This window comes from Methylobacterium sp. Leaf88 (assembly GCF_001422795.1).
Lineage (GTDB): Bacteria > Pseudomonadota > Alphaproteobacteria > Rhizobiales > Beijerinckiaceae > Methylobacterium.
Genome location: NZ_LMMK01000055.1, coordinates 165,276 through 189,028 on the forward strand (window position 1 = coordinate 165,276; position 23,753 = coordinate 189,028).

Genomic DNA, 23,753 nt, shown 5'->3' on the forward strand with positions numbered 1-23,753 from the left:
ATCGTCCGTATGCGCGGAGCTGAATTCCGGCGGACGACCCCGACGTACCCCCAACGTGCGATCGCCTCACTCCAGACGGACAGTCCGAGCGGACAGGGGCTTGCCCGTCACGCGAACGCGCGGGCCGAATTTTCAGGCGAAGAGGGACGTCGATCGGCCGAGATCGTGACGTCGCGAGGCGCTCCCGTCAGGACAATCCGCACGAAAAGCCGGACAGCTTCTGGTGTTCGATGATCTCGGGAAAGACAGGGTCTTGATGATACTGGTCGGAGTGGCAGGATTTGAACCTGCGACCCCCACGTCCCGAACGGGGGCGCGGACCGCAGGCGCTCCCTCTGTAGACCCCATTTCCGTAGGGGGCCGCCCCCCGTTTCGTTCACCGCCGTTCGCCCCGAAACGCCCCGATCCACGACCAATGTTTGGTCGATGTTTGGTCGGGACCTCTTATGTTCCGGCCCCCGTGTCCCGTTCCAGGCCACGCGGGCCACCCGGAATTTTTCGGGAGTCATCCAGTCACTTGATCGCATCGGCCCGGCCGGGGTGGCATCCTCCGCGGCGGAGGTATCCCATGTCAGACCCGATCTCGCCCCTGCGCCTCGCCGTCGTCACGGCCTACGCGTTCCACCTCGGCTACACCGTCGAGCCGGTTTCCTGGGAGGGCACCTGGGAGGACGAGCTTGCCGAGGGCTGGATCTGGCGCGCCTCGGACGGGTTCAGCCACCACGACACCGTGGAGGCCCTCGTCAGCGGATTTCCCGTGTTGCCCGACGACCTGTTCCGGGAGCTCGATGCGACCTGCCCGTGGGGTGATCCCGTGCGATACTCTTGACGGTCCGGCAAGGGCAGCGAGACGCCGGTAGCGAGCGAGACGTCCGGGAGCCCGGACGCCTCTGTCTGATCAGGCCGCGGCCTGCCTGTCGTCGCCGTGCACCATCGACATGGCGGCCGCCTCGGCGAAGGACGTGCACCGAACGTACGTCGTCCGGGCGCCAATCGTCCGGCCCGTATCCCGGGCCTGAGCGAGCAACGCCACCCCGTTCACGACGGCGACGCCGACCTGGAACTTGGCCTGCGAATCCGGCCAGACCGCGTACGTCATGTCCGCGTCCGCGAAGGCGGACCTCAGCCACTTCGTCGGATCGGCCTTGGCCGCCATGGCCGCGTCCATGGCTTCGTTGGCACGGTCGACGTAGTCCTTGGTCTCCGCGGCGGTGAGCTTGTCGTCGATCCTGAGCATCGTGGTGCCTCCCTGTTGGTGATGGGGGCAAAATGCCGGGCGGGGATTACCAGGAAGCGAACGGCCAAGGTCCACGTGCCGGCGTGGTCACCGACGGATTAGCGGGACCGCTCAAATGCGACGGGACGGGCCAGATCCTCCCCCTGCCGGCTCCGCACGGCCTCTCGATTGGGGGGTCATACGACGGGCCGTCGCTATTCCCCGCAACGGCTACGCCGTCGTCCACTCCGTTCCCGCCTTCGGTGCGGGTCGCTCCCAGCCGTCTCCAGGCCTCCCCACGAGGCCGCGCTGGGCGGCCAACGGGAGAGCACCATGGCCTTCGACGTTCACCAGGCAGTCACCGACAAGATCATCGCGACCATGGAAGCTGGCGAAGCCGGACAGTGGACCTGCCCCTGGCACCGGACCGGCGGCGGCCTCCCCCGCAACGCCATGACCGGGAAGGCCTACCGCGGGATCAACACCATCTCCCTCTGGGTCGGCGCGCAGGCCGCCGGATATTCGGACGACCGCTGGGCCACCTACAAGCAATGGGCGGAGCTCGGGGCCCAGGTCCGCAAGGGCGAGCGCAGCACCCTGGTGGTCTTCTTCAAGGAATACGAAGCCGACGGCGAGGACCGGAAGCGCTTCGTGGCCCGGGCCAGCTACGCCTTCAACGCCGCGCAGGTGGAGGGCGCGCCCGAGGCCGGAGAGCCCCACCCGGCGAGCGAGTGGATTATCCCGGAGGTGTTCGACGGGTTCGTCCAGCGCACCGGCGCCCGGATCACCCACGGCGGGGACGCCGCCTTCTACCAGCCCGGCGAGGACCGGATCGTCATGCCGCCCCGGGACCGGTTCCCGACCGCCCAGGGCTACGCGAGCACGATGGCGCACGAGCTCACGCACTGGTCCGGAGCTAAGGGCCGCCTCGACCGGGACCTGACCGGACGGTTCAAGAGCCAGGCCTACGCCGCCGAGGAACTCATCGCCGAACTCGGGTCCGCCTTCCTCCTGGCCGAGCTCGGGCTGGAGGCCGAGCCGCACCCGACGCACGCGAGCTACATCGCCTCCTGGATCAAGCTTCTCCGGAGCGACCCCAAGGCCATCTTCACCGCGGCGAGCGCGGCCTCCCGGGCAGCCGGTTACCTCACCAGCCTCCAGGCCCAGATGGCGGAGGCGGCCTGAGGGGCCGTCCCCCGAAATCCGCGGGGCGCCCGATTCGCGCCCCGCGAGGACCTGCTACCGATCAGACAGGAGCCCGCCATGCGCATCGCCCTCATCCTCATCCTGCTAGCCAGCCCGGCCGCGGCCGCGCCCGAGTACCCCGTCCGGCACACGACCGCCGAGTACGTCGCGGCCTACGGGAAGGCTCGCGCCTACGCCCAGGCGCACTCGCCGCTGAAGGCCCAGCCCACATGCAGGAAGGCCATCGGCCGGCGGGCGTCCATGGTGCTGGAACAGCGGTGCCGGGACGTCGCCGGCGGGACGAGGTCGAACTGCACCACGCACGACGTGTGCGAGGACATGATCACTCGCCTAACCTGGCACTGCGCGTTCTGGCAGGGCGACGTCCCGTGCGTCTACGACGAGGACGGCGGGGCGATCAGGAACCCGGCGCCGGCGGCGCGTCCGTGATCGCGGACGCGGCGAGGGGCGTTCGATACCGCCGGAAAATCGGCGGACGGGGTCGGTTTAGGGGTTGATCCTTGCGGGGTGCACACACGTGCACACACCGTGGCACCTCGTCATGCCGCCGTGGGCTACGCCTCGACGGCGGGCCCGCTGGCCTTGGCGTTCATGCGCAGGCGCATCGCGTCGGCCCGCCGGGCGACGCGCTCGATCTCGGACATCATGCCCTCGATGGCCGCCCGGGCCCGGGCGTCCTCTGACCGATCCCGGGCGGCCGCTAGGGCCCGCCGGGCCTGCCGGATCTGAGACGCGGCCTTGCCCAAGGCCCAGGCCTGCGTCGAGGCATCTTCTCCCCTGCGCCTCATCGGTCGGACACCGTCGGGAAGCCCCGGTGCCAGGCGATCTTGATCGAGGTGGGGTCGGTGTCGTCGTCGCTGATGACCTCATCTCCAGAGGGCCGGACGTGGATGCGGCATCCCGGTGCCAGACCGGAAAGGCCGAACCGGCCGAGGAAAGCCCGCCATTCGTCCTCGGTCTCGAAGTCGTCTCGACCGAGGGTCACCCCACCATTCGTGAGGAACCGCACCGTGGTGCCCGGTTCCGACATCGCCTCGACGAAGCGGCGTTGCACGCCGTCGAGCTTCAGCGGCGGCGCGTTCGTGAAGGTGCGTCCGGCCCAAGCGTCGGTCATGCCATGTACCTCGACGGATGCCGGCACATGTCGGCGTGCTGCCGTAGCCATGTCTCACCTGCGGCGAGCCAAGGTGGCGCCGGGATCATCGGATCGGACACCTTGGTCGTGAATTCCTTCCGCGCCCGGGCGGCAGCCTTTCGACGCGCCTGGCGATTGCCCTCGACGCGGGCGGGCTGACGCTCCTCCACGTTGTTGGCCCAACGCTCGGCCCGGGCCATGCGCTCGACGATCTCGCGGACGCCGTAGCGTCTGAGCGTCACCTCGACAGGTCCATCGCTGCCCTCGACGACGAAGGTTTCAGAGGCCTCACCCATGGAACGATCCCACCGCCGGCAGGGCGGTGTCCCCGGTTTGCGCGACCGGCTCGTACCGGCGGCAGACGTTGAACTCGGTCTCGCCGACCTGGGCCCAGCCGGTCGCCGGCGCCTTGACGCAGACGACGGTGAACCCGTCCGGCGCGTGGCCATCCGAGCCGTTGTGATCCACGACCCGGTGGACGTCCGTGCCGTCCCGGGTCACCAGGTCGCCGACCTGGTAGAACCGGTTGCCGTATCGGTCAGTCTCGCCCGAGGCGAGGTTGGCCTCGAACTGTTCCAAGCGAGCGATCAGGCGCGCCTCGAACTCGGCGATGGTCGTCCGCCCGAGGACGACCGCGAGGAGGAGTTTGTCGAGGACACGCTGGTGCTCGGCGACGTGGTGCCGGGCCAGCATGTCCAGCCGGGCCTGCCAGGCCTCCGCCTTCATGACGCCCTCGTCAGTTTGGCGAGGTCGAAGCCCCGGCCCGCAATGTAGCCCTCGTCGTCATCCGACGGGATCTCCTGCGTGCCGCCGCCGTCGAAGACGGCGCGCCCGTAGCCCGCCCGGTAGGCAGCCTCCAGGGTGATGTCCCGGACGAAGCCCGCCTCACGCAGGAGCGTGAGCCCCGCCTCGTCCCCGACCTGCCGCCGCGTCAGGACCGCCACCTGCAGGTCGGTCATCGACCGGAGATCGGCGATGCGCTCTTCCTCCAGCCGGGCGCGCTCGGCGCGGATGGCGGCGACCGCGTCGGCGACGGCTATCTCCTCCTCCCGCGGAAGGGCGGCGACGGTGCGGGCGAGGTCCTGGATCTCGTCATGGGTCATGCGAATCGATCCCCTGTTGAACACCAGGAGATCGTCCGCCCCGGCTACGCGAGCCACCAGGGCCCCGGGCCGTTGCGTGCATCGGAAATCTAGGATTTCACGATCCCGGTCAGGGCGTTGGCCCCGCCCCGCGAGGATGTCAGCATCTCTGCGCACGCCGTGTGCGCACGCTTCGGGAGACCCAAGCTTGGCTGTGTCAATCTGACTCATCTCGGGGTGTCGATTTCATGGGTCGCGTCCAGGCGAGGCGGAGGGCCGAGTGCTTCAATCCAATGGCGGCACAACGAAATCCCAGCCGCCATGGAGGTCGACACCGTGTTCGAGAACCTGCTCCTCGCCATCCTCGCGTTCCTCGGCTTCGCGCCGGCGACGTCCCAGCCCGCCCGCGTCGGCCCCGGCCCGACGGGGCGCCGTCATGCGATCCACCCGACGCCCGCCGTTGTCAGCGCGCCCTCGACGGGACCCGGTCCCGGCGGGCGTCGTCACGCCATCCACCGCGTTGCGCAGCCCGTTGTGCATGCCGTTGCGCAGCCCAAGCCAGCCGCGGCGCTGCGCAACAGGCCGACCCTGCGCGAGGCGCAGGAGCGCGCATACGCCCTTGGCCTGAGGACGACGGAAACTGTCAGGGCGATCCCGGCCGGTTTGGCGGTCCGGTACTTCCAGGCGCAGGCCGGGTGCGCCCCGTCCCAGGACGGACTGGGACGCGTGACGCGCCGGGATGCGGAGATGTCGCTCGGGCGGGACCTCGTCGCATACGTCGAGCTCTGCCTCTCGTCCGGGACGAAGCTCCTCGGCATCAGCCCGGACACCGAGACGGAGGGCGATGCCCTCTACAGGCTCCACCTGCGGAGGGCGATGGAGGACGATGTCGAGCTCTGGGAGACGGCGGCGCGGGCTCGGGACCGCCAGCGCGCCGACGCCCAGGCGGCCGGCCTCCCCCAGCCGGAGCCATTCCGCATCCCCGATGCCGTTGAGATCATCATCGCGAGACGGGCCGTCGCCGCCGCGGCCGCCCTCAAGCGCCGGGCCGAGAGTGCCGGGGGCTCCACCGGGAAGGCAGGGGGCACCGTCGTCAGCCTCCCGACGGCCGAGGCCCCGAATACCGACGTCCCGACCGTCCCCGCTGGTCCGAAGTAAGGGGAGCGTTACGCCATGGTCTCGAACGACGTTGCGCACGACGCGTTGCGCACTCAAACGGAAACAGACTTTAAGCCAGCCATGGATGCACAACGCATCCACGAGCCCGCCCCGGCGGTCTCTGCTACCCAGGGGCTTCGCCCCGTGGACCCCCGGAAAACGCCTCCGGCGAAGAGGCCGATTCCCACAGTTCGGACGGCTCTCGGGCAGGTTTTGGGTATCCGCCTGACGCCCGACCTCCGCGCCCGCGTCGCCGAGGCGGCCATCGCGGCAGGGGCGTCCGACAGCGCCTGGCTCCGGCAAGTCGCCCTGGAGGCGCTGGGCGTCGAGAGCCCCGTGGATGCCGCCTCGGGCCGGCGGGTGCGCGTGGCCCCCGAGGATCAGGCGGCCCTCGCCGCGTGCGTCCGCGATCTCGGCGAGGCCACGCTAGCGATCCAGTCGAGCCGTTCGGGGGAAGCCGTCGAGGCGCTGGAGCGGATGCGGCGGGTCATCATCCCAATCGTGTTGGGCTTCGAGAGGAGACCGTCATGACGTCGCGCGTTCGCATCCGGGCGGCGGCGACGGATACCTCACGGCTCGTCATCATCGAGGCCCATGGGACCGTCGACATCGGCGATCTCATCGCCACCGCGGGCAGCCTACTCGGCCCGCGTCCAGAGGCGGGCCAGACGCGGGTTGTGGACCTCACATACGAGGAGCCCGCGTCTCCCCCTAAACTCGTCAAACGGAGGCGCACGTGATCAGCGGCGCCATGAGGGGCCAGGGCGGAAACGCCCTCGCCCGCCACTTGCTCAAGGCCGAGAACGACTCGGTCCACGTGATCGCCCCGCGTGGCCTCGGCAGCCCCGATCTCCTCAACCAGGTACGCGAGCTCGTCGCGATGTCGCTCGGGGGCGGGACGGACGCACCCTGCTACCACGTGCATGTCGACCCCGAGATCGAGATCTCGGACAACGCCGGTGCCCGGGCCCGGTGGTGGTCCTTGTTCGAAGCGGAGTTCCGGTTGCGTACGCAGCCCTATTGCGGGGCCGAGCATGTCAAACATTCGAGGCGCCACGAGCATCGGGTCTACAGCCTCGTGCGTCCGAACGGATCGGTCGTCGACATCAGTTGGGATTTCGCTCGGCGCGAGAAGGTCTCCCGAATCTGCGAGTTCGAATTCGGCCTTGCGCCGGTGCCCTCCAAGCACGGACGCGCCATCGCCAAGGCGTTGCGCGAGGAAGGGCGCGCCGACGTAGCTGCGTGGCTGGAGGCCTCCGGGACGCTCGACGCCGAGCGCCCGGTCGCGCCCCTCAGCCCCGAGGAACGCCTCGTCCAGGAACGGACGGGGGTATCCCTCGCCTCCGTCCGGGCGGCCGCCCTCACCGCATGGCACGCCTCCGACGACGGCGAGGGCCTCCGGGACGCCCTCCGGGAAAGGGGCCTCCGGCTTCATACCGGACGGTCCGGGCCCATCGTCGTCGACGCATCCGGGACGGCCCACCTCCTCACGCGCGTCATCGGGGCCGCGTCCAAGGCGACCGACGGCAAGCGCATCCCGGCGGCGGACGTCCGGGCGCGCCTCGAAGGACACCCCCTCACTCAGGCAGGAGACACAGATGGATCAGGCGATCATGGAGCGCCTCGCGGCGCAGGACCGGATGCTGCAGGCGATCCTGTCGGCGCTGGCGCCGGCGGAGGAAACGGCGGGGCCGGGACTGGCGGACTTGATCGAGGCGCTGGCGGACTTGACGGCGGCGGTGGACGCCCAGGGCCAGAGGATCGACGCCCTGCGCTCTTTCGCCTCCGCGGGCTAGGCGTCGTCGACGCGAGGGCGCTTGCTCGTCGCCTGAGCCTTCTCGACAAGCGCCGCCTTGCGGAGCTCGACATGGCGCGCCAACGCCTGGGCAACGGCGTCGCCGTCGCGGACATGTGGGGCGTCGGCCGCCTTTGAGGCCTCGACCTCGGGCGGGGGAGCGCCCCCGCCCGCATCGATCGCGCTCCGGATGCGGGCGATCTGGCGCTCGGCGGCGGCCTTGAGCCTCGTAAAGACGACAGCCGGCGGACGTCCCTCCCAGTTCGCCCAGCGGCGGATCTGGCGCTCGTGCTCGTGAACGTCACGTCCGACGCGCCCCATCCAGTACTTCCCGTAGAGGGCCTGCCCGAGCGCGGCGATCTGCAGGATCAGGGCCGGCCTGACCGTGGGCACCGGCCGCGGGAGGAATTTCCCGTTCGCGTCCCGAGGCGCCGCCCGCACGGCGTGGTCGGCGTAAGACAGGCCGTCCTCGACATCGTCGACGCTGTCGGGCTGCACCTCGGCGACGGCCTCCATGGCAGCCGTCGCCGAATGGGCGGCGATGGCCTCCTCGATGTCGGTCTGCCGGTATACCGGCTCGGGCTCGCGGGCCGGGGCAGCGCGCGGGACGGGCGGGATGGGTCTTGGCGGGCGCACGCTCACATCCCCATCGAGGGGACGGGGGCGTCGTCCGGCTTGGGCTCCGGGGCCGGATCGGGCTCGGGCGAGGCGACGAGGCGAGAGGTGAGGCGCGCTTTGAGGAAATGGGCCTCGGTGCTGAGCCGCTTCCCCTCGTTGAGGATCGCGACGATGCGGTCCTGCGTGATCTGCAGCAGGGCGCTCTCGACCCACTCCGGATACGGCCTCGTACCGGCGATCCAGTGGCTGATCTGGGGTCCGCCGATGGCGCGTCCCGTGACGCGCGACATGTCCGCCGCCAGAGGAGCGATCCACCGGCCGCCGTGGATGAGCGTGCCGAGGCGCTGGACGAGCTCGCGGCGGAAATCCTGGTCCCTAGTGGCGGCGGTCATCGGGGCTCCCCTTGGCGTTCGCGAGGCCGGCCTGAAGGCGGGCACGGCGCAGTTGGACCATGGCGCGCTCCCGGTTGAGGAGCGCCTCGTGATCGGTGGAAGAGGTCTCGGCGAGGACCGCCCAGGGGGCGTCCTCATGGGGCTGCCGGGAAGACGGGACGGGGCGGGGGCGGCGGGAGACAGGCATCAGGCGGCGTAGATGATGAGGCCGCGCAATGCCTCGTCCACGCTCTTGCCCTGCGTCGAAGCGAGATGCGCGAAGTCGCGGTAGCCGCCGTCCCGGGCGTATGCGTCGAGCGCCTCGTCCTCGGTTCCGGCGTAGAAGTTGGTCTCGTATTGGTCGGGCGAGATGAGGTAGCCGGTGTAATCGTCCCCGACCGGGACGGGGGTGGGTTCGGGCTCGGGGACGGTGAAGGGGGCATTGAGGCGCGCCATGAACGCCTTCACCGCATCCTGCCTCGCCACGACGCGGCGCAGGATGGCCTCGTCGACGTGGAACCCCTCGCAAGCCTGGAGGCACTCGTCGAGCGTCTTCTCCCCGGTCTCCAGCCACTCGATCCGGATCGTCTCGGCCAGGAGGACCTGGGCGGCGTGATCGTGCATGCGGGCCTCCTCGTGCGCGATCCTCGCGGCTCGGTGGCGGGCCTCGTAGTCGGCAAGGCCGGGGTGGGCGGCGGCCAGGTCCTCGTGGGTCTCGACGACAGCGTCGCCGGTCGCCAGCAGGACGCTGTAGGCGGCGATCAGCGGCTTGTTGAAGACATTGCGAGTGTCACCGTCGATGGTGACGCTGGGGACGCGGTAGGACATGGTGGCGGGCCTGGGCTCGGTGGACACTGTTACAGTGTGCTTACGAATTCGATGGTTTGCAATAGCTGATACGTGATTTAGTGACCATGCCCCGAGGATTTGTGGTGGGTCCGCCGCCGTGTCCGGTTCGCGTTCAGCCAGGCCGAGGTAGGATGCGCACGTATTAGTACGCGCGCGAGGAGGGGGGCATGTTCGAGGGGCGGGGGATGGATTTCGAAGGCATGGGGGTGGCGGCCGGCTACGCCCATGACGTCAGGATGCTGCAGGCCCAGGCGACCGGGACGATCAACGCGGCCAACAGGGAGATCTGCATCGGGAATGCAGCGCTCGTCGGCCGCATCGCGATGGTCGAGGCCCTCACCGCCGCTCTGCGGGAGGCCTCCCCGGGACATCCGCTCATCTCCCCGACGGGGCGCTACTACCGGAAAGGCGGTGCCGAGACTGGCATCTGGCGGATCTACGACGCCGCGCAGTCCGCCCGGGCCCGGCGCGACGGCGTCCCGCAAACGGAGCTCGCCCTGCCGCGAGAGGAGCACGCGGTCCGGGCGGAGGCGGAGGTACTGAGAACGCCCATCGAGGTCAGGGGTTGGTTCTCCTCGCGCTGGTACTGGCGCGGCATCCAGCATCGGACACGCGCCGGCGCCGAGCGGGCCCGGGCGGCCGAGGCGGCCGCGGCCCGGGCGGAGGTCCTGGCATCATGAGGCAGGTCATCATCCTCGCGGCCGCGCTGGCGACCGCCACACCGGCATCCGCGCAGACCGGTGCCGGATCTACGCCGCCACCATACATCACGGACGATCAATGGCCGTCTGCGCGGGACCGCTGGCATTATGCGGTGCAGACTCCCGCGGGGCCGGGGCAGACGCGCTACGCGTACGTCGACGCCACGCCGGACGGGCATGCCGGGTGGACCGTGACGGTGGCCTGTGGCGAGCACGTCACGACGACGGGACGGGAGACGTCGCGCATCGTGGCGACGGGGACCGCCGGCCGGGGCAGGATGCCTGCCATTGGGGGATCGGTCTGGTTCCCCGATGGCAGGGGAACCTCGTTCCTGATCGGGCAGGACCCCGGGTCCGAGGCCCTCGACCTGCCGTCCCAATTCACGGACTCCCGATGCGCCTCGGGCGTCGGGCAGCTATCGACCGGGGACTGAGGACCGGGCGGCCATGGCGGCCGCGAACGCAGCCTTGCCTTGCTCGGCGGCCCGTTGGCGGATGGCGCGGTGTCGGTCGAGAACGCCGTCGGCGAGATCCTGCTCGCCGGCCGCGGCCAGGACGTCCGCCGCGGTGCGCAAGGCCCACTCCCTCGCCCACGCCATCGTGCGGGCGTTCGGGGAGCCCTCGCCTCGGCGCCATCGGGACAGGGTCCGGGGGCCCTCGCCGATCTTGTCGGCCAGCTTGCCCTCCCATCGGTCGCCATGGATCGCCCGCCCGATACGGGAGAGCGCGGCGTAGGAGGGCTCCGGCTCCAGGGCCGGGCCGCCGTTCCCGCCGGCGGCCGGGGGTGGATCGAGGATCGGATCGGTGTCGGTAACGTCGGCCACGGCGGGCCTCCAGGATCGAGGGGCACGGGGCCGGCCGCGCTCGGGGCGGGCCGGCCCGACGGAAGTCGAGCGGGCTTGGCTTCGCTTTACGTGCAAGGGCTACAGGTCGAGGGATGCCTGCTTGGCAGCGACCGCGGCCTGGAGCGCCAGGACCTTGCCGGGACCAACCACCCAGCGCTGGCGGAGCCAGTTGAGCCCGCCGCGGGTGACGAGAGCCTGCCCGCGAAGCTTCCCGTTCGCATCCGGCTTCGCCCGGAGCTTTATGTAGCCGTCCCGGCGCATGGCGGCGGCCGGCTGAAGGTCCCCGTTCTCGCGGATGACGTACCCCTTGTCCTTCATCCAATCGATGAAGAGCTGGCCGGGCGCCTCGCAGAACCGCGCGGCGGTCCGGAGGTTGCAGAGGCCGTCGTCGTCGAGGAAGGCATGGAAGGCGTCCACCATCGGCGCCGCGACCGCGAGTTCCTGACGGATCTCCAGGTTCTCCGCCTTCAGCGCGATGACCTGTTCCGTGTACCCGAGCAGGACCATCCTCAGGCTCGCCGGGTCGTTGGGGTCGAAAGCCGGCTTGCCGTAGGACCCTGTCCGCCGGATGGACGGCAGGACGACGCCGGTCACGTGCCTCCGGAACCGGTAGGGCACGGTGCCCGGCTCCATCGCGTCGCGGCACCGGATGATCAGCGTGTAGAGCGCGCCCTCGGAGATGACGTTGCCGGACTGCGGCCCGCCAGGGGTGTCGGTTAGAGCGACACCCTTCTCATCATCGTCCAGGCGGGCGATGGCGTCCCGGGGGTTCGCGAGGCGGAGGATGGCGCACACCTCGTTCGCGACGAACCACGGGTCGCCGCTCCGGAGGACGGAGCGGAACGGGATGCCGTCGAAGAAGTGGATGGACGTGGCCTCGACGCCCGGGACGGGCGTGAGGGACATGCTATGGTGAATGGCAGCTTCGGACACGGGACCATCCGGGTCTGGAGTGAGGCCTCCGGCTCGGCGTCTCACCGCCGGCTGGGGGCCGACCCTTCTCGGGCTGCACTTCAGAGTACCGATTCGTTAACTAACGAACAGGGAAATCGCCGAAAAATCGGCGGTTGGGATTGACGCCAAGGGGGTGCACTCCGTGCAGACCCTTGGTCCCTGGGCACGCCCCCTGCCCGAGGGCGGCCGCGGCGAAGAGTACGTAGACCGCGAGATAGGCCGCATCGGCCTCGCCCGCCGGCTTCCCTGACATCACGCTGTTGGCCGCCCGCAGCGCGTCGCCGGCGAACAGGTTGGCCTCCTCGGTGGGCGTCAGGGCCCGGCGGCAGGGATCAGCCTCGGGCACGGTCGGCCTCCTCGGCATCGAGGGCGGCGATGGCACGGTCGAGGGTGTCCTCAAGGCGGGCGGGCAGCGGCCGCTCCGGAGGGAGCTCCAGGTACCAGCGCCGGCTCCGGACGAGCTCGCGGGCGGCCTCGACGACGGCGCGGGCGGCCGGTGTCATGCCGCTCTCCACGGCGGCCGGCGGGGCGGGTCGGCCAGGCACAGCCCGATCAGCATGCCCACGACGAATGCCACGGTCACGCTCACGGGTGCCTCCGGGGATGGCGGGCCGCGGCGCCACGGACGGCTGCGGCGACGGCCTGGGGCGGGGCGGCCCCGGGAACGGGCTCGCCCCTCAGGGCCCGGTAGACGTCGGACCCGACGAGCGGCGCCGGCGCGGCCGCGACGCAGTACAGGGCGACAAGGGCGGCGGGGACGGTCATCGCTTCCCCCCGCGGATGATGCCCCTGACTTCGCCGAGCTTGCCGTAGCAGTCGGCGTGGGCGTTCCCGAGATCTTCGGTGAACGAGGCGACGTCGCGCTGGGTGCCGCCCTTCCAACGGGGGGCGCCCGAGCATGTGAGCAACGAGTCCGGGATCGCGGACACGTCCGGCTTCCCGGCGTTGCAGCCGGCGACCGAGGCGGCGGTCAGGACGACGGCGGCGAGGCGGATCATCGGAACCTCTCCAGCGTCTGCCCGAGAACCGGCGCGACGGGACCGTCATCGGATGCCGGGGCGGACCCGATCCGGGCATGGGCGGAGGCGTTGGCCTTGGCGCGCCTGGCCGCGGCGGCGGACGTCCGCTGCAGGGAGGCGATGACGAGGCGCTGGGTCTCGGCCTTATCCGCCGCGGCGGCCAGGTCCTGGCGGGCGGCGGCCGCCTCGTCGTGGAGTCGTGTAACGTAGGCGACGCCGTAGAGGATGGCGGCGACTAGGATCAGGGGCAGCGCCAGGCGGGGCGCGTAGGCGACAGCCAGCGCGGCGGCCGATGCGGCGAGGACGGCCGCGATGCCGGGGACCGTCCACACCAGGGCGAGGAGCAGGTCGAGCATCAGCCGACGTCCGCCACGGACCAGCCGGGGCCGGACTGGAGCACCCACGCCAGGCCGGGCGCGTCCTGGATCTCGGCGGACAGGATCACGGGCGGGCGACCCGGAACTTCGATGGTCCGGAGCCGGAACGTGCGCCCCGTCGGAAGGGGCTCGCCCATGTTCCCCTCGGCATCGAGGACGAGCCGGTAGGTCTCGGCGTACTCGCTCTCGCGGACGGTGGCGGGAGTCTGGAGGTCCTCGGACATGGGATCAGTCCACCTTCGCCGGGGCGCCGCGCTCGGCCCGGCGCCGGAGGACCTTGATCAACTGAAGCTCGCCCTCCAGGCGCCGCACCCGGTTGTCGGAGGCCATCATCTTCGCCCGGTTGATGCCGATGGCGTCGCGGATGTCCTCGTAGGCGTCCGATGCCTCCCACGGGGCCTTGTCCACGGCCTCATCGACTTTTCGGCCTCTAAGTCGGCCGGGTCGACCGGACCGCCATCCTCGGGCTCTTCGGAAGGCTTCGTCCGGTCGGCGCACTCCTCGAAGGCATCCCTCACGGACTCGCACCCCCGGGTGGAGAACGAGGCGGCGAACTCGGGATGGCTCCCGGCCGAGAGCACCGTCCCGGCCGGGAGCTCGAAGGTCGACCCCTGGGTCAGCGTCAGGGAGTGGAGATCCCGGTACCGGCATGCCGAGGCCCTCGCCCGGATGGCGAGGGCCTCCTTCGCGGCTTCGAGGAGGGCAAGCCATGCCATGAGGGCGATGGCGGCGAGCAGAACGATGGCGAACGTCGACATGATCAGATCCCCTTGAGGCAGAGGGCGCGCTCGGCCTCGCGCCTGCGGGTCAGGCCGGGGAAGACGACGCCGCCGGCGCGGTTGAACTTGAGGATGGCGTCGCAGGCGGCACGGGGCTGGCCGGCGTTCGCAAGGCGGGCGACCGAGCTCGTGCAGAAGCCGCCCGTGCCGATGTTGTAGGCGAGGCTCACGTAGGCGGCGTACGCGCCGTCCGTGATCGGGGACGTCACGCAGCCCTCGACCGCGAGGGCGTACTTCTCCAGCGACGTCGCCAGCATGACCTTGCACTCGGCCACCGTGTAGCGGTCGCCCGCCTTCACCCCGAGCGTCTCGCCGTAGCAGACCGTCCAAGGCTTCCCGCGCGTGGCCGGGTCCGGGTAGGCCGTCTGGCGCAGGCCCTCGAACGAACCGACCACGCTGATGCAGGCGGCGCCGAGGGCCGCGTTCCGCTTCATGCGGGACGGGCCACGTCCGGGCTTGCGGACGTCGGTGCGTACGTCCGGGATCGCGGACGCGCCGGCGATGGCCGGCTTGAGGTTGAGCCAGGCGAACATCAGGCGTCTCCTCCGGACACGGCCGGCTGGGTGATTAGGCGGGTGACCGCGCCGGCCAAGTTCAGGCCGGCGTAGATGCCGGCGAACACCGGGAGCGAGATCGGCGGGTTCGATGCGAACACCGACATGCCGAGCTCGCCGGCGCCGAGGACGGCCCCGACGGCGTTCAGCTTGAAGGACCACGAGTGTTTCGCGACACGCCTGGCGTTCGCGACGAGCTTGGGCTTCCTCATGGCTGAGGCCTCCGGGTGCGATGGCTGCGGTTCGGCGGCGGCGCCGGGGGAAGCGGGAATGCCGCGCGCAGGATCTCGCCGTGGTCGTGGAGCGCCCGCGTCAAATCGGTGCCGGTCCGGATCAGGCTGAACCCGAGGTCCTGGTCGACGGGGTCGAGGGCGACGCGGGGCAAGCCGATGGCCTGTTCGGGCGGTCGCCGCGCCTCCTTGATGCGGGAGACGACGTACGTGGCGCCCGCCAGGGTGCCGCCGACCGCGATGGTCCCGATGGCCTTCAGCGCGTCGGCCGGGAGATTGATGATCGCGTCGAGCCACTCGGTCACTGGGCGGCCCTCGAAATGATCTTGGCTCTGGCGTCGTTGCGGCCTTGGTCCCAGATGGCCCGGAGCGCGCAGTAGGCGTCGATGATGGCGAGGACTCCGTAGGCCCCGACGCCGGTGTTCCAGCCGGGGTACCCGTCACGGGACAGGAGGAAGGCCAGGCCGCTCCAGACGCAGGCGCCGACGGCGGCGGTGATGAAGCGCAGGCTTGGCGAGTGCCTCTTCGATCCGTTGACCCAGAGGCCGATCATGCGGATCAGCGCCACGCCGAGGAGGGCGGCGCCCCACGTGCCCTCGGGGGCGATGGCGGACCAGGCGTCGAACGTCGGGCGGCTGAACGTGGCGCCCGGCAGCAGCAGGGCGACCGCGACGCCAAAGAGAACCAAGGCGCCGACCCACTCGGCCTCGCGCCGCTGGTGGTGCCCCTGGAAGGGCAAGCCGTACCTGTTCATCGACCGCTCCCCTTGCCGGAAGCCCGGGGCGCCTCGGCCTCGGCCACAGACTCGGTCTCGGGCTCGGAAGGCGCCTCGACCTCGGGGGCGGGCTCGGGCGCCGCGGCCAGGGCAGGCACCAGGTCGGCGTGGCTGACGATGCCGGTCTTGCCGCACCGGCCGCAGTGGACCTCGGACCAGTCCATCCCCGGGGCGAGGAGCGGGCGGATGCCGGCCCGGCACGCATCGGCGGTGTCGCATCCATCGAAGGAGAAGGCGGTGGCGGTCCCGGGAGGTACTCCGCGTCGAGGCACGTCCGCTGGCGGCGCTGGACGGGCGTGGTGGGTCCGGAGGACTCCGGGTCGGGCCGGACCTTCTTCGCCAGGACGGTCACGACGGCGCCGTCCGCGATGACGATCTTCAGGCCGTTGGCGATGACCGCCTGCGCCCCGTTGGCGACGCTGAGGCCCCCGATGGTCGAGAGGTGCCGACGGACGGCGCCAACCGCGACCTTGCGCTCGCGCAGGGTCACCATGGCCTCGGCGGCGTCGCCGTCGACGGTCACCCCAAGGGCCCGCTCGGCGTACCGGCGGATGGCGTGGTCGGTGACGCGGGCCCGGACGGAGTGGGGGTTGGCGCGCATGGCGTCACGCGGCCCAGACGCGGAGGCTACGGGGCAGGCGGATGAGCAGGTGGCGGTAGTTCAACGACACGGTGACGGTCCCTGGGGTGGCAGGGAGAGCGTCAGGGAGCAGGACCAATTCGGATAGGTCACCCGCGCCATGTCATTGGCCCGATGGTCCCGGATCGAGGGAACCAATGGAACCAAACGACGAAGCCCGCCCAACCTGACGGTTGAACGGGCTTCCCTGGATGTGCTGCATCTAGGACCTGTCGGCGAGGGCGATTATACCCCCGTTATCCCTTCCCGTTCAAGCGGATACGGCATCGGCGGAGCAGGTTCCGGCAGCCAGGAGACGGGCGATGAAGGCCGGCAGCGGAGGCCGGAGTGACGAGGCGAACGGGGCGGATCGAAGCCCAGGGAAGGTCGCCACGGCACCCCCGGTGCGAGGCCCGCTACCCGTGTTCATCGCGGCACCGGACGCCATTCTCGGGCTTCCCTGGGGATCGAGGGTCGGGGACAGGACCGAGATGGCGGCGGGACGGGCCGGAATGGCGTCTCCGGGGGTGTCGACGGCAGGCGTTTCGCCTGAGGGGGGCAAGGCCCCCGGCACAGCCACTATAGAAGTGGTCGAACCGTGAGGAGAGGAGACGGACCCGTCCTTCGAGGTCTCGCAAGCGATTTCGACGGCGGCCTCGGTCACGGTCTCGGTCGGAACCTCGGCTCCGGCCTCGGCCATGGCCCGGCGCAGACTGGTCTCGCCACGGCGCCCGGCGAATGCCGCCACGATCTCGCGCATCGCCTTGCCGGCCGCCTTCATGGCGAGGGCCTCGCGACCGTCGGCGAGTCTGGCGGACACCGTCACGACCAGGGGCGTGGCACCGGCCTCGGCCCGGCGATCCGCGGACCGCTGCCTCTCCGACCGCACCACGCCACCCGGCAGCAGGGCTCCGGCGCCGGCGCCGCGCAGGGTTTCCTCGGAGACGTCGTTCAGGCCGAGCAGGCTCAGCATCCGCGCCTTGCTGTAGACGTACATGACCGGCCGCTCGACGCCGTCATGGTCTCGGGTCTCCCCGGTCTTTTGGCGCCGCAGAACCCGCTCCAGGGCGCCGAGGCTGGTCCGGAGCTCGGCCTCGGGCAGGCCCGCGGGACCGGCCAGACGCTCCGCCCACGAGGCGGCGGTCCCGCCCTCGGACTGCGCGAGGGCGCAGGCGCTGAGGAACGCCCACAGGTCGCGCTTCCCGATGTCAGGCGTCCCGCCCCACATGATCCGCAAGGCATCGAGGGCCTGCACGACGGACGGCCAGTACCCGCCGGAAATCCGGCGGGCAGGCGCCAGATCCTCGACGACGGGAATGCCGGCGGCCTCGGCCTCGGACCGACGGGCCTGGCGACGGGCCTCGCGGATCTCGTACTCCGCCTGACGCTCGGCCTTGAGGGCGTCCATCTGGTCGCGCGTGAATGGGAGGAATGCCGACGCGAGATCCTCGAAGTCGTGCCGCTCGACGTCCGCCCACGATGCCGGCCAAACGAGTCTGGCGACCTTGCCGGACTTGCCGTTGTAGCTCCCGGCCAGGCGCAGGACGCGGGCCGTGTCGACGGCTCCGCGGTCGAGGCCGGTGCCACGCCAGACCGCCGCCATCGTCTCCTCATGGGAGATGACCTCGGGGTCCTGGAGGCGCGTGCCGCCTTTCGTCCGGACGGTCTTGGACGCCTTGCCTTCCGCCGGCCCGTGCATCCAGCGCTGGACCGCGCGATGCCGTCCGGTGACCCCCGGGGTCGCCTGCAGAGGCTGATGAAGCCAAACACAATGCAGGCCGCGTCCGCTGAAGGCGATGTAGCTCGGCATAGGCTTCCCGGCATCCCTGAGGCGCTGGATCAGGATGCCGGCCATCTCCTCGGGGCTGCGCCCGCGAAACTCGGCCTTGTCGTGGCAGTCGACGTCCGCGATCAGGTCCTGAAGCTGCACAAGGGACGTAGAGCCCCGGGCGCCGTAGAAGCGCTGCATCGAAATGTGGGTCGCCCAAAGCAGGGCGTCCGAGGTGGCGAGTTCGCTGACGCTGACGACCTTGGTCTCCCAACGATGCTCGCCGTCGCTGCCCTGGGTAACTCGCATCAGCGAGACCTTACCCTTCACGCCGGGCAGGTCGGGGTGGATGGCGCGAGCATGGGCGGCGCGCGGGCCAGCATTGACGCGAGCCTGGAACTCGTCGCGCATGGCCACGAGCTCGGCATCCGGGCGCACCATGGGCGCGAACCGGTCGAGGCGAACGTGGGCAAGATTGGGGAAGTGGAACAAGCGCGACGGTCCGGTAGCGGCGTAGGGGCAGCACGACCCGACGCGACCTAGGAATTGTCCCACCGACCTTGGAATTCCGCCAGGGTCACCCCTTGACGCCGGTCGGGCACGAGCCGGCGCAAAGGCGTGGGAGGGTTGGCAAACGGGGCGGAGCCGAACAACCACGACGCCTGTCCGCCCCCAGGAATGCCCGTTCTTCCTCGCCGAGGGTAAAAACCTATCTGAGGCCCAGCCCCAAGCCCTCGCCCGTACCTCAGAAGGCCGCCGGACGGATCGTTCGATAAAAAGAACGTGCGTAAATTTAAGGCAGTCCAATTTTGGTTGCTTACCTGCTAAGCAAGGAGGCTGTGAGCCTCCGAAATGGCTATTCCGACCTTCATGGCGCGTAGCCCAGATCGCGCCACGCCCGTCCCGGCATCGTCGCGCGCATGGCCTACCCGTTCAAAGTCCGCATGGCGTCCGACGTCGGCCCCCTCATCGAGGACTGGCGCGACCGCTTCGTCTCGACCGTCGGCATCGCCAAGTACCGGCGCGCCGCCGGCTGGGCCATGGACGAGACCGCCAAGGCCGCCGTCGTCGGCATCCGCAAGCAGTTCCACAAGACGCTCAAGCGGAACACGCCGTGGACGCAGAGCGCGATCAAGTACACGAGGTCGGGCTTCGTCGGCCTGAACCAGATCGAACGCAACGACGCCGGCGACGGAGTCTGGGCGTCCGTCGAGTTGATGCCGAAGCAGAGCACCTACCTGAAATATTTGTTCGGGGTCGGCGACAACACCCGCCTGCCCGGCGACGTCGGCTTGGCTCAGGACAGGATCCTGATCCCCTGGTGGGACAACATCAAGCTGACGCAGGGCGTCACCCCGACCCAGTACGGCGGCGTGCCCACCGGGTTCCTCGCACGCCTCGCCCGCGAGGTGCAGGGCACCAAAGCGCCGAAGCGCTCCGGCACGCAGAGCCGCTGGAGCATCTACAGTCCAGGAGCAGGCAGAGCGCAACCTCGTCGATAATGCCTTTGTCGCCGACGCCGCGATGGACTCGTTTGAGACCGGCGTCGAGGCCTAGATTGGAGGCGGCGGGATCAGTGCGGCCAGCCCCGTCAGGACCGCGCTGGCGGCGGCTGCCAACGCCGCCCATCGGTTCCATTTCGTCTGTTCTTTCAGGGTGTCGTGAAGGTCGATCCGGTTCCCGCTCGCGTCCTTGGAGATGAGGTAGCCCCCCGGCATAGCTCCTACTCCGCTAGTCTCTGGGGGGGCGGGTACGCTCACGACCGTCGATTTGTACCAGCAGGCGGCGGCAACGAAGGCCGTCACGGCCACCAGCCAAGGCAAGGTTCCACCGACCGTCATACGCATCCCCGGGCTTCCAACCACTCCACCATAGGTCCCCGCAGGCGCGTGGCCTAAATTGGGACACGCACCGACAGGCAGCCTCTTTAAGTCACCGGAGAAGCTCTTTTGCCCCAAGCCACTGCCATTACGAGCACGAGCAGGATACCCGCAGCCGCTGCCGTCGTGGACGTCCGGTGCGCGCGCGGGTACAGGGCCGCATCGATCTCGCAGGGCGACGGCGGCATTCCCCCTTTGGACGCCGAGATCCTGAGCTTTGAGTTAGTGCTGGCGTCGAACCCCCCTCCCGGTCGTACCGGTGTTCGCCCGAGACCTACGACTACGTCGAGGTCGAGGAGGTGCTCAACATATCCGGGATCGCGGACGTCGGCTTGCTGTTCGGCGCCCCAATCATAAACATGCATTCCAGCTACAGCCGCCGGAACGTCATCCGCGTGATCAAAGCTGCCCGAGTGGAGGGACATAATTGGTCTCCCGGGCCTATCTATTGAACCGCAAGGATTTATCCAATATTATCGACAAAGTAGCAGAATTTGATTCCGCGAGCATCCGGGAGTTGCTGCGGAAAATATCAATACCGGTCGTGAGATGCTTCTCCGACGTCGGTACGGTCGGCACCCATTCTAGTATCGCCAATTCGGCAGCCTACTGGCGATCGGGAGGCGCACATTCTCTCACCGGCGCGACCGGATTAGCCCGCGCTTCTTTGCGATGATATCGATTGTTAATATGGTGACGATATCAGAAGGCAGGAGCGAAGAGGATAAAAGCATGCCACTCAACATTGGTAGCAACGGTTGGGACATTGACGTTGAAGCAGCATTTGATGCGGTTCTTGAAGCGGCAGAGCACATGGTAAAGACCCAACAGATACCTGGCGTCATGTCAACATGGGCATCAGGGGAAGCTCTCGTAAAATCCTTTAAAGGGTGCGACATCGTCGATAATCTATGTCAAGACCAACGGGACGAGCTCGCTGATTGTATTGAGGGTTATTATGAAAGAAAAAAAGAAGACGGTACGGTTTTTTAAACCTGCTCAATGAGCTGCATTTGATAGGTCAACTCGGCAATCGATAAAGTAAAAATAGGATGATAATTTTTTATAATGTCTTAGGCTGCGATTGGTAAGGAACTAGTACGTGCCGCTCTTTTCGCCGATAACAGCCATTACATGGATCGGAGCATGATCGGTGTCCGAATGCATCGCCTACGGGCTGCTCGCGATCATCGAGGAAAGTAGCGCAAATTTGGTTGCCGCCCGGAAAGAGGACTGCGTCCGGACGATATCATCTGGCACCTTGGCGACTTCGCCTATAAGTGCATCCTGGTTTACGCCGCATCGATCCAGGCGCGCCTGCATGGCCGCATCCACCTAATTCGGGGCAACCACGACCACGGCCTGGGCGAACGTTTCGAATGGGCCGGCCCCGTCGTCGACGTCCAAAGGATCTACGTCCAGGACCCGGGGATGCCAGAACGCGTCGCCCTATGGGCCAGCCACTATGCGCACGTGACGTGGCCTAATGCCTGGCACGGCGACCTTCACGTCTATGGGCATTCCCACGGCGGCATCCCGGCCACCCGGACGAGCCTCGACGTTGGGGGCGATTGCTGGGTTTGGCGGCCGGTTACCCTGGGGGGAGATCATGGCGAGGATGGCGGCGTCCCCTGCCAATACCTCGTCATGCTGACGATGCGTCGGTGCCCGCTCCGGTCGGTTCATGAAGGTCGCGTCACGAACCCGATGTCGGCGGCCACGAACTTGAGCCGCTCGGGCTCGCGATCCTTCCGCTCCGAGTACCTGTCGACGAGGTAGTCGGCGCGCTCCCGCGTCAGCAACGTGAACCTCACCAGTTCCTCGCAGACATCGACTACACGGTCGTAGAGTGGCCCCGGCTTCATCCGCCCGGCTTCGTCGAACTCCTTGTAGGCCATCGGAACCGAGGATTGGTTCGGAATGGTGATCATCCGCATCCAGCGCCCGAGCACGCGCAGGCCGTTGACGGCATTGAACGACTGCGAACCGCCCGAGACCTGCATCACGGCCAGGGTCCGCCCTTGCGTCGGGCGCACCGACCCTTCCGACAGGGGGAGCCAGTCGATCTGGCTCTTGATCACCCCGGTCATGGCGCCGTGGCGCTCCGGGCTGACCCAGACATGGCCTTCCGACCAGATCGACAGGTTCCGGAGTTCCTGGACCTTGGGGTGGTCGGCCGTGGCGTCGTCGGGCAGCGGCAGGCCGTGCGCGTCGTAGATCCGCGCCTCGCCGCCCATCGCCTCCAGGAGGCGTGCGGCCTCGTAGGCAAGGAAGCGGCTGAACGAGCGCTCCCGGAGCGAGCCGTACAGGATCAGGAAACGCGGGGCGTGGGTGAACGGCGTCTCCACGTGCAGGTCGGCTGCCGTCGGGACCACGAAATGCCCTTGGCTGAGGTTGGGCAATCCATCGGCGAAGGGCTGGAAGGGCTTGTCCAAGACGTTTAGTTCCTCTATGTTTCAACGATGGTTGAGATATTGACATCATGATAGACGAACGGCAAGCCGTCGCCGCTTTCGCGGCTCTTGGCCAGGAACACCGCCTACGCATCGTGCGCCAGCTCGTCACCGCCGGGCCGGAAGGCATGGCGGCCGGCATGCTGGCCGAGGCGGTCGGCGTTTCGGGCACCAACCTGTCGTTCCACCTCAAGGAGCTCAGCCATTCGGGGCTGGTCACCTCCCGGCGGGAGGGGCGCTCGATCATCTACAGCGCCGCCTACCCGGACCTGTCGGAGCTCATCCAGTTCCTGATGCGCGATTGCTGCCAGGGCCGACCCGAGGTCTGCGCCCCCGCCGTCGCGGCCTTGTCAGCCTGTTGCCTACCCACGGGAAACACCGCCAATGCCTGACCGCGTCTACAACGTCCTCTTCCTCTGCACCGGCAACTCCGCCCGCTCGATCCTCGCCCAGGCGATGCTGGCCAAGGACGGCAAGGGTCGCTTTCGCTCCTTCTCCGCCGGCAGCCAGCCCAAGCCGGAGGTGAACCCGATGGCGCTCCAGGTCCTGCGCGAGAGCGACTATCCGACAGAGGGCATGCACTCGAAGTCGTGGGACGAGTTCGCCAAGCCCGACGCACCGGTCATGGATTTCGTCTTCACGGTCTGTGACAACGCCGCCGGCGAGGCCTGCCCGTACTGGCCCGGCCAGCCGGTGACGGCGCACTGGGGCATCGAGGACCCTGCCGCGGTCGAGGGTAGCGAGATCGAGCGAAAGACGGCCTTCGTGACCGCGCAGCGCTACCTCAAGAACCGGATCTCGGCCTTCCTCGCCCTGCCGATGGCGAGTCTCGACCAAGTCTCCCTGACTTCCAGGGTTCGCGAGATCGGCAAGCAGGCCGGTGCCACCTCGCCCCGTCCGGAGGTCGCGTGATGGACGTCGTGATCTACCACAACCCGGATTGCGGCACGTCCCGCAACACGCTGGCCCTGATCCGCAACGCCGGCATCGAGCCGCACGTGGTCGAGTACCTTAAGACGCCGCCGAACCGTATCCTGATCCGCCAGCTCGCAGATCGCGCCGGCGTCACGGTCCGTGACCTCCTGCGGGAGAAGGGGACGCCCTACGCGGAGCTCGGGCTCTCGGACCCGAGCCTGACGGACGACCAGCTTCTCGATGCCGTCGCCGAGCATCCGATCCTGTTGAACCGCCCCCTGGTGGTGAGCCCGAAGGGCGTCGCCCTGTGCCGCCCTTCCGAGGCGATCATCGATCTCCTGCCGGCCCAGTAGGGCGAGTTCGTCAAGGAGGACGGCGAGCGCGTCGTCGACGAGCACGGCCGGCGCGTCGCCACCGCCTGATCACACCCACGCAATCAAAAACAAGAAACGGT

39 protein-coding genes and 1 pseudogene are annotated in these 23,753 nt (G+C 69.0%); 14 read left to right on the forward strand and 26 right to left on the reverse strand.

Going from position 1 to position 23,753, the window contains the following annotated elements; translation table 11 throughout:
- Positions 1-568 precede the first annotated feature (568 nt).
- On the forward strand, positions 569-829 hold the full coding sequence (locus tag ASF20_RS22395; RefSeq protein WP_056278174.1) for a hypothetical protein: 261 nt from the start codon (positions 569-571) through the stop codon (positions 827-829).
- 69 nt (positions 830-898) lie between these two features.
- Here ASF20_RS22395 and ASF20_RS22400 read toward each other — a convergent pair whose 3' ends face one another.
- Positions 899-1,237, reverse strand: a complete 339-nt coding sequence (locus ASF20_RS22400) for a hypothetical protein (protein ID WP_056278179.1) — start codon at positions 1,235-1,237, stop codon at positions 899-901.
- A gap of 312 nt (positions 1,238-1,549) precedes the next feature.
- Here ASF20_RS22400 and ASF20_RS22405 point away from each other — a divergent pair, with 312 nt between their 5' ends.
- A complete protein-coding gene (locus tag ASF20_RS22405) occupies positions 1,550-2,401 on the forward strand; it encodes a zincin-like metallopeptidase domain-containing protein (RefSeq protein WP_056278182.1) in 852 nt (283 codons plus the stop codon).
- Between the two features lie 78 nt (positions 2,402-2,479).
- Entirely contained in the window at positions 2,480-2,851 is a 372-nt protein-coding gene (locus ASF20_RS22410) for a hypothetical protein (protein ID WP_056278185.1), read from the forward strand.
- A gap of 125 nt (positions 2,852-2,976) precedes the next feature.
- Here ASF20_RS22410 and ASF20_RS22415 read toward each other — a convergent pair whose 3' ends face one another.
- The 5 genes from ASF20_RS22415 to ASF20_RS22435 are packed head-to-tail and all read right to left on the reverse strand — an operon-like array spanning position 2,977 to position 4,660.
- Positions 2,977-3,210, reverse strand: a complete 234-nt coding sequence (locus tag ASF20_RS22415; RefSeq protein WP_156648160.1) for a hypothetical protein — start codon at positions 3,208-3,210, stop codon at positions 2,977-2,979.
- Positions 3,207-3,536, reverse strand: a complete 330-nt coding sequence (locus ASF20_RS22420) for a hypothetical protein (protein WP_056278191.1) — start codon at positions 3,534-3,536, stop codon at positions 3,207-3,209. Before ASF20_RS22420 ends, ASF20_RS22415 begins: the two co-directional genes overlap by 4 nt.
- Positions 3,533-3,853 (reverse strand): hypothetical protein, encoded by a 321-nt coding sequence (locus ASF20_RS22425; protein WP_056278195.1) that lies wholly within the window; start codon positions 3,851-3,853, stop codon positions 3,533-3,535. The genes ASF20_RS22420 and ASF20_RS22425 overlap by 4 nt, the downstream gene beginning before the upstream one ends.
- Positions 3,846-4,283: a hypothetical protein gene (locus ASF20_RS22430; RefSeq protein ID WP_056278200.1), complete on the reverse strand. Its 438-nt coding sequence runs from the start codon at positions 4,281-4,283 to the stop codon at positions 3,846-3,848. Before ASF20_RS22430 ends, ASF20_RS22425 begins: the two co-directional genes overlap by 8 nt.
- The gene (locus tag ASF20_RS22435; RefSeq protein WP_056278203.1) at positions 4,280-4,660 is read right to left on the reverse strand and encodes a hypothetical protein; all 381 of its coding nucleotides are present in this window, start codon (positions 4,658-4,660) and stop codon (positions 4,280-4,282) included. Before ASF20_RS22435 ends, ASF20_RS22430 begins: the two co-directional genes overlap by 4 nt.
- 300 nt (positions 4,661-4,960) lie before the next feature.
- On the opposite strand from ASF20_RS22435, the gene ASF20_RS22440 reads away from it, so the two are divergent.
- The 4 genes from ASF20_RS22440 (at position 4,961) to ASF20_RS22455 (ending at position 7,593) form a co-directional block, all read left to right on the forward strand.
- A complete protein-coding gene (locus ASF20_RS22440; protein WP_056278206.1) occupies positions 4,961-5,797 on the forward strand; it encodes a hypothetical protein in 837 nt (278 codons plus the stop codon).
- Positions 5,798-5,812: 15 nt separating this feature from the next.
- Entirely contained in the window at positions 5,813-6,328 is a 516-nt protein-coding gene (locus ASF20_RS22445) for a hypothetical protein (protein ID WP_056278210.1), read from the forward strand.
- Positions 6,325-6,537, forward strand: coding sequence for a hypothetical protein (locus tag ASF20_RS22450; RefSeq protein ID WP_056278214.1), 213 nt, complete (start codon positions 6,325-6,327; stop codon positions 6,535-6,537). The genes ASF20_RS22445 and ASF20_RS22450 overlap by 4 nt, the downstream gene beginning before the upstream one ends.
- A gap of 858 nt (positions 6,538-7,395) precedes the next feature.
- Entirely contained in the window at positions 7,396-7,593 is a 198-nt protein-coding gene (locus ASF20_RS22455; RefSeq protein WP_056278217.1) for a hypothetical protein, read from the forward strand.
- On the opposite strand, the gene ASF20_RS22460 is transcribed toward ASF20_RS22455, so the two are convergent.
- The 4 genes from ASF20_RS22460 to ASF20_RS22475 are packed head-to-tail and all read right to left on the reverse strand — an operon-like array spanning position 7,590 to position 9,409.
- The gene (locus ASF20_RS22460) at positions 7,590-8,228 is read right to left on the reverse strand and encodes a hypothetical protein (RefSeq protein ID WP_156648161.1); all 639 of its coding nucleotides are present in this window, start codon (positions 8,226-8,228) and stop codon (positions 7,590-7,592) included. The two genes, ASF20_RS22455 and ASF20_RS22460, sit on opposite strands and share 4 nt — an antisense overlap.
- 2 nt (positions 8,229-8,230) lie before the next feature.
- Positions 8,231-8,602 (reverse strand): hypothetical protein, encoded by a 372-nt coding sequence (locus ASF20_RS22465; protein WP_056278222.1) that lies wholly within the window; start codon positions 8,600-8,602, stop codon positions 8,231-8,233.
- Positions 8,586-8,789, reverse strand: a complete 204-nt coding sequence (locus ASF20_RS24510; RefSeq protein ID WP_056278225.1) for a hypothetical protein — start codon at positions 8,787-8,789, stop codon at positions 8,586-8,588. The genes ASF20_RS22465 and ASF20_RS24510 overlap by 17 nt, the downstream gene beginning before the upstream one ends.
- Positions 8,789-9,409 carry a hypothetical protein gene (locus ASF20_RS22475; protein WP_056278226.1) on the reverse strand — a complete coding sequence of 207 codons (621 nt, stop codon included), beginning with the start codon at positions 9,407-9,409 and terminating at the stop codon, positions 8,789-8,791. Before ASF20_RS22475 ends, ASF20_RS24510 begins: the two co-directional genes overlap by 1 nt.
- 188 nt (positions 9,410-9,597) lie before the next feature.
- On the opposite strand from ASF20_RS22475, the gene ASF20_RS22480 reads away from it, so the two are divergent.
- Together ASF20_RS22480 and ASF20_RS22485 are read left to right on the forward strand one after the other, a co-directional pair.
- A complete protein-coding gene (locus ASF20_RS22480; protein WP_056278229.1) occupies positions 9,598-10,110 on the forward strand; it encodes a hypothetical protein in 513 nt (170 codons plus the stop codon).
- Entirely contained in the window at positions 10,107-10,565 is a 459-nt protein-coding gene (locus tag ASF20_RS22485) for a hypothetical protein (RefSeq protein ID WP_056278233.1), read from the forward strand. Before ASF20_RS22480 ends, ASF20_RS22485 begins: the two co-directional genes overlap by 4 nt.
- Here the strand turns inward: ASF20_RS22485 and ASF20_RS22490 are convergent.
- The 15 genes from ASF20_RS22490 to ASF20_RS22565 all read right to left on the reverse strand — a co-directional run bounded on the left by ASF20_RS22490 (position 10,548) and on the right by ASF20_RS22565 (position 18,543).
- A complete protein-coding gene (locus tag ASF20_RS22490; protein WP_056278236.1) occupies positions 10,548-10,955 on the reverse strand; it encodes a helix-turn-helix transcriptional regulator in 408 nt (135 codons plus the stop codon). The two genes, ASF20_RS22485 and ASF20_RS22490, sit on opposite strands and share 18 nt — an antisense overlap.
- A 99-nt stretch (positions 10,956-11,054) precedes the next feature.
- Positions 11,055-11,909: a phage antirepressor KilAC domain-containing protein gene (locus tag ASF20_RS25185; protein ID WP_244476526.1), complete on the reverse strand. Its 855-nt coding sequence runs from the start codon at positions 11,907-11,909 to the stop codon at positions 11,055-11,057.
- Between the two features lie 100 nt (positions 11,910-12,009).
- Positions 12,010-12,276, reverse strand: coding sequence for a hypothetical protein (locus ASF20_RS22500; RefSeq protein ID WP_056278239.1), 267 nt, complete (start codon positions 12,274-12,276; stop codon positions 12,010-12,012).
- Positions 12,263-12,433 carry a hypothetical protein gene (locus ASF20_RS24700; RefSeq protein ID WP_200927259.1) on the reverse strand — a complete coding sequence of 57 codons (171 nt, stop codon included), beginning with the start codon at positions 12,431-12,433 and terminating at the stop codon, positions 12,263-12,265. Before ASF20_RS24700 ends, ASF20_RS22500 begins: the two co-directional genes overlap by 14 nt.
- An 82-nt stretch (positions 12,434-12,515) precedes the next feature.
- The gene (locus ASF20_RS22505) at positions 12,516-12,695 is read right to left on the reverse strand and encodes a hypothetical protein (protein WP_056278242.1); all 180 of its coding nucleotides are present in this window, start codon (positions 12,693-12,695) and stop codon (positions 12,516-12,518) included.
- A complete protein-coding gene (locus tag ASF20_RS22510) occupies positions 12,692-12,928 on the reverse strand; it encodes a hypothetical protein (protein WP_056278245.1) in 237 nt (78 codons plus the stop codon). Before ASF20_RS22510 ends, ASF20_RS22505 begins: the two co-directional genes overlap by 4 nt.
- Positions 12,925-13,305, reverse strand: coding sequence for a hypothetical protein (locus tag ASF20_RS22515; protein WP_056278248.1), 381 nt, complete (start codon positions 13,303-13,305; stop codon positions 12,925-12,927). The genes ASF20_RS22510 and ASF20_RS22515 overlap by 4 nt, the downstream gene beginning before the upstream one ends.
- Positions 13,305-13,550: a hypothetical protein gene (locus ASF20_RS22520; protein WP_056278251.1), complete on the reverse strand. Its 246-nt coding sequence runs from the start codon at positions 13,548-13,550 to the stop codon at positions 13,305-13,307. The genes ASF20_RS22515 and ASF20_RS22520 overlap by 1 nt, the downstream gene beginning before the upstream one ends.
- A 4-nt stretch (positions 13,551-13,554) precedes the next feature.
- The gene (locus tag ASF20_RS22525) at positions 13,555-13,734 is read right to left on the reverse strand and encodes a hypothetical protein (protein WP_056278254.1); all 180 of its coding nucleotides are present in this window, start codon (positions 13,732-13,734) and stop codon (positions 13,555-13,557) included.
- A gap of 352 nt (positions 13,735-14,086) precedes the next feature.
- The gene (locus ASF20_RS22535; protein ID WP_056278501.1) at positions 14,087-14,539 is read right to left on the reverse strand and encodes a lysozyme; all 453 of its coding nucleotides are present in this window, start codon (positions 14,537-14,539) and stop codon (positions 14,087-14,089) included.
- Positions 14,540-14,637: 98 nt separating this feature from the next.
- Positions 14,638-14,871: a hypothetical protein gene (locus ASF20_RS22540; protein WP_056278261.1), complete on the reverse strand. Its 234-nt coding sequence runs from the start codon at positions 14,869-14,871 to the stop codon at positions 14,638-14,640.
- Positions 14,868-15,194 (reverse strand): hypothetical protein, encoded by a 327-nt coding sequence (locus tag ASF20_RS24350; protein WP_056278264.1) that lies wholly within the window; start codon positions 15,192-15,194, stop codon positions 14,868-14,870. Before ASF20_RS24350 ends, ASF20_RS22540 begins: the two co-directional genes overlap by 4 nt.
- Complete coding sequence (locus tag ASF20_RS22550; protein ID WP_056278267.1) at positions 15,191-15,643, reverse strand: hypothetical protein; 453 nt, start codon at positions 15,641-15,643, stop codon at positions 15,191-15,193. Before ASF20_RS22550 ends, ASF20_RS24350 begins: the two co-directional genes overlap by 4 nt.
- Complete coding sequence (locus tag ASF20_RS24355; protein ID WP_156648163.1) at positions 15,640-15,936, reverse strand: hypothetical protein; 297 nt, start codon at positions 15,934-15,936, stop codon at positions 15,640-15,642. Before ASF20_RS24355 ends, ASF20_RS22550 begins: the two co-directional genes overlap by 4 nt.
- 618 nt (positions 15,937-16,554) lie before the next feature.
- On the reverse strand, positions 16,555-18,543 hold the full coding sequence (locus ASF20_RS22565; protein ID WP_056278274.1) for a hypothetical protein: 1,989 nt from the start codon (positions 18,541-18,543) through the stop codon (positions 16,555-16,557).
- 428 nt (positions 18,544-18,971) lie between these two features.
- On the opposite strand from ASF20_RS22565, the gene ASF20_RS22570 reads away from it, so the two are divergent.
- Positions 18,972-19,553, forward strand: coding sequence for a hypothetical protein (locus ASF20_RS22570; RefSeq protein ID WP_200927260.1), 582 nt, complete (start codon positions 18,972-18,974; stop codon positions 19,551-19,553).
- Between the two features lie 1,110 nt (positions 19,554-20,663).
- Positions 20,664-20,924: a hypothetical protein gene (locus ASF20_RS24360; protein WP_156648164.1), complete on the forward strand. Its 261-nt coding sequence runs from the start codon at positions 20,664-20,666 to the stop codon at positions 20,922-20,924.
- Between the two features lie 689 nt (positions 20,925-21,613).
- On the opposite strand, the gene arsH is transcribed toward ASF20_RS24360, so the two are convergent.
- Positions 21,614-22,366: an arsenical resistance protein ArsH gene (gene arsH / locus ASF20_RS22575; RefSeq protein WP_056278276.1), complete on the reverse strand. Its 753-nt coding sequence runs from the start codon at positions 22,364-22,366 to the stop codon at positions 21,614-21,616.
- Positions 22,367-22,413: 47 nt separating this feature from the next.
- Between arsH and ASF20_RS22580 the strand changes: the two genes are divergently transcribed.
- The 3 genes and pseudogenes from ASF20_RS22580 (at position 22,414) to arsC (ending at position 23,721) form a co-directional block, all read left to right on the forward strand.
- Positions 22,414-22,776 (forward strand): metalloregulator ArsR/SmtB family transcription factor, encoded by a 363-nt coding sequence (locus ASF20_RS22580; protein WP_056278279.1) that lies wholly within the window; start codon positions 22,414-22,416, stop codon positions 22,774-22,776.
- Entirely contained in the window at positions 22,769-23,296 is a 528-nt protein-coding gene (locus ASF20_RS22585) for an arsenate reductase ArsC (protein ID WP_056278281.1), read from the forward strand. Before ASF20_RS22580 ends, ASF20_RS22585 begins: the two co-directional genes overlap by 8 nt.
- Positions 23,296-23,721, forward strand: a pseudogene (arsC, locus tag ASF20_RS22590) (arsenate reductase (glutaredoxin)). Before ASF20_RS22585 ends, arsC begins: the two are co-directional and overlap by 1 nt.
- Positions 23,722-23,753: the final 32 nt, after the last annotated feature.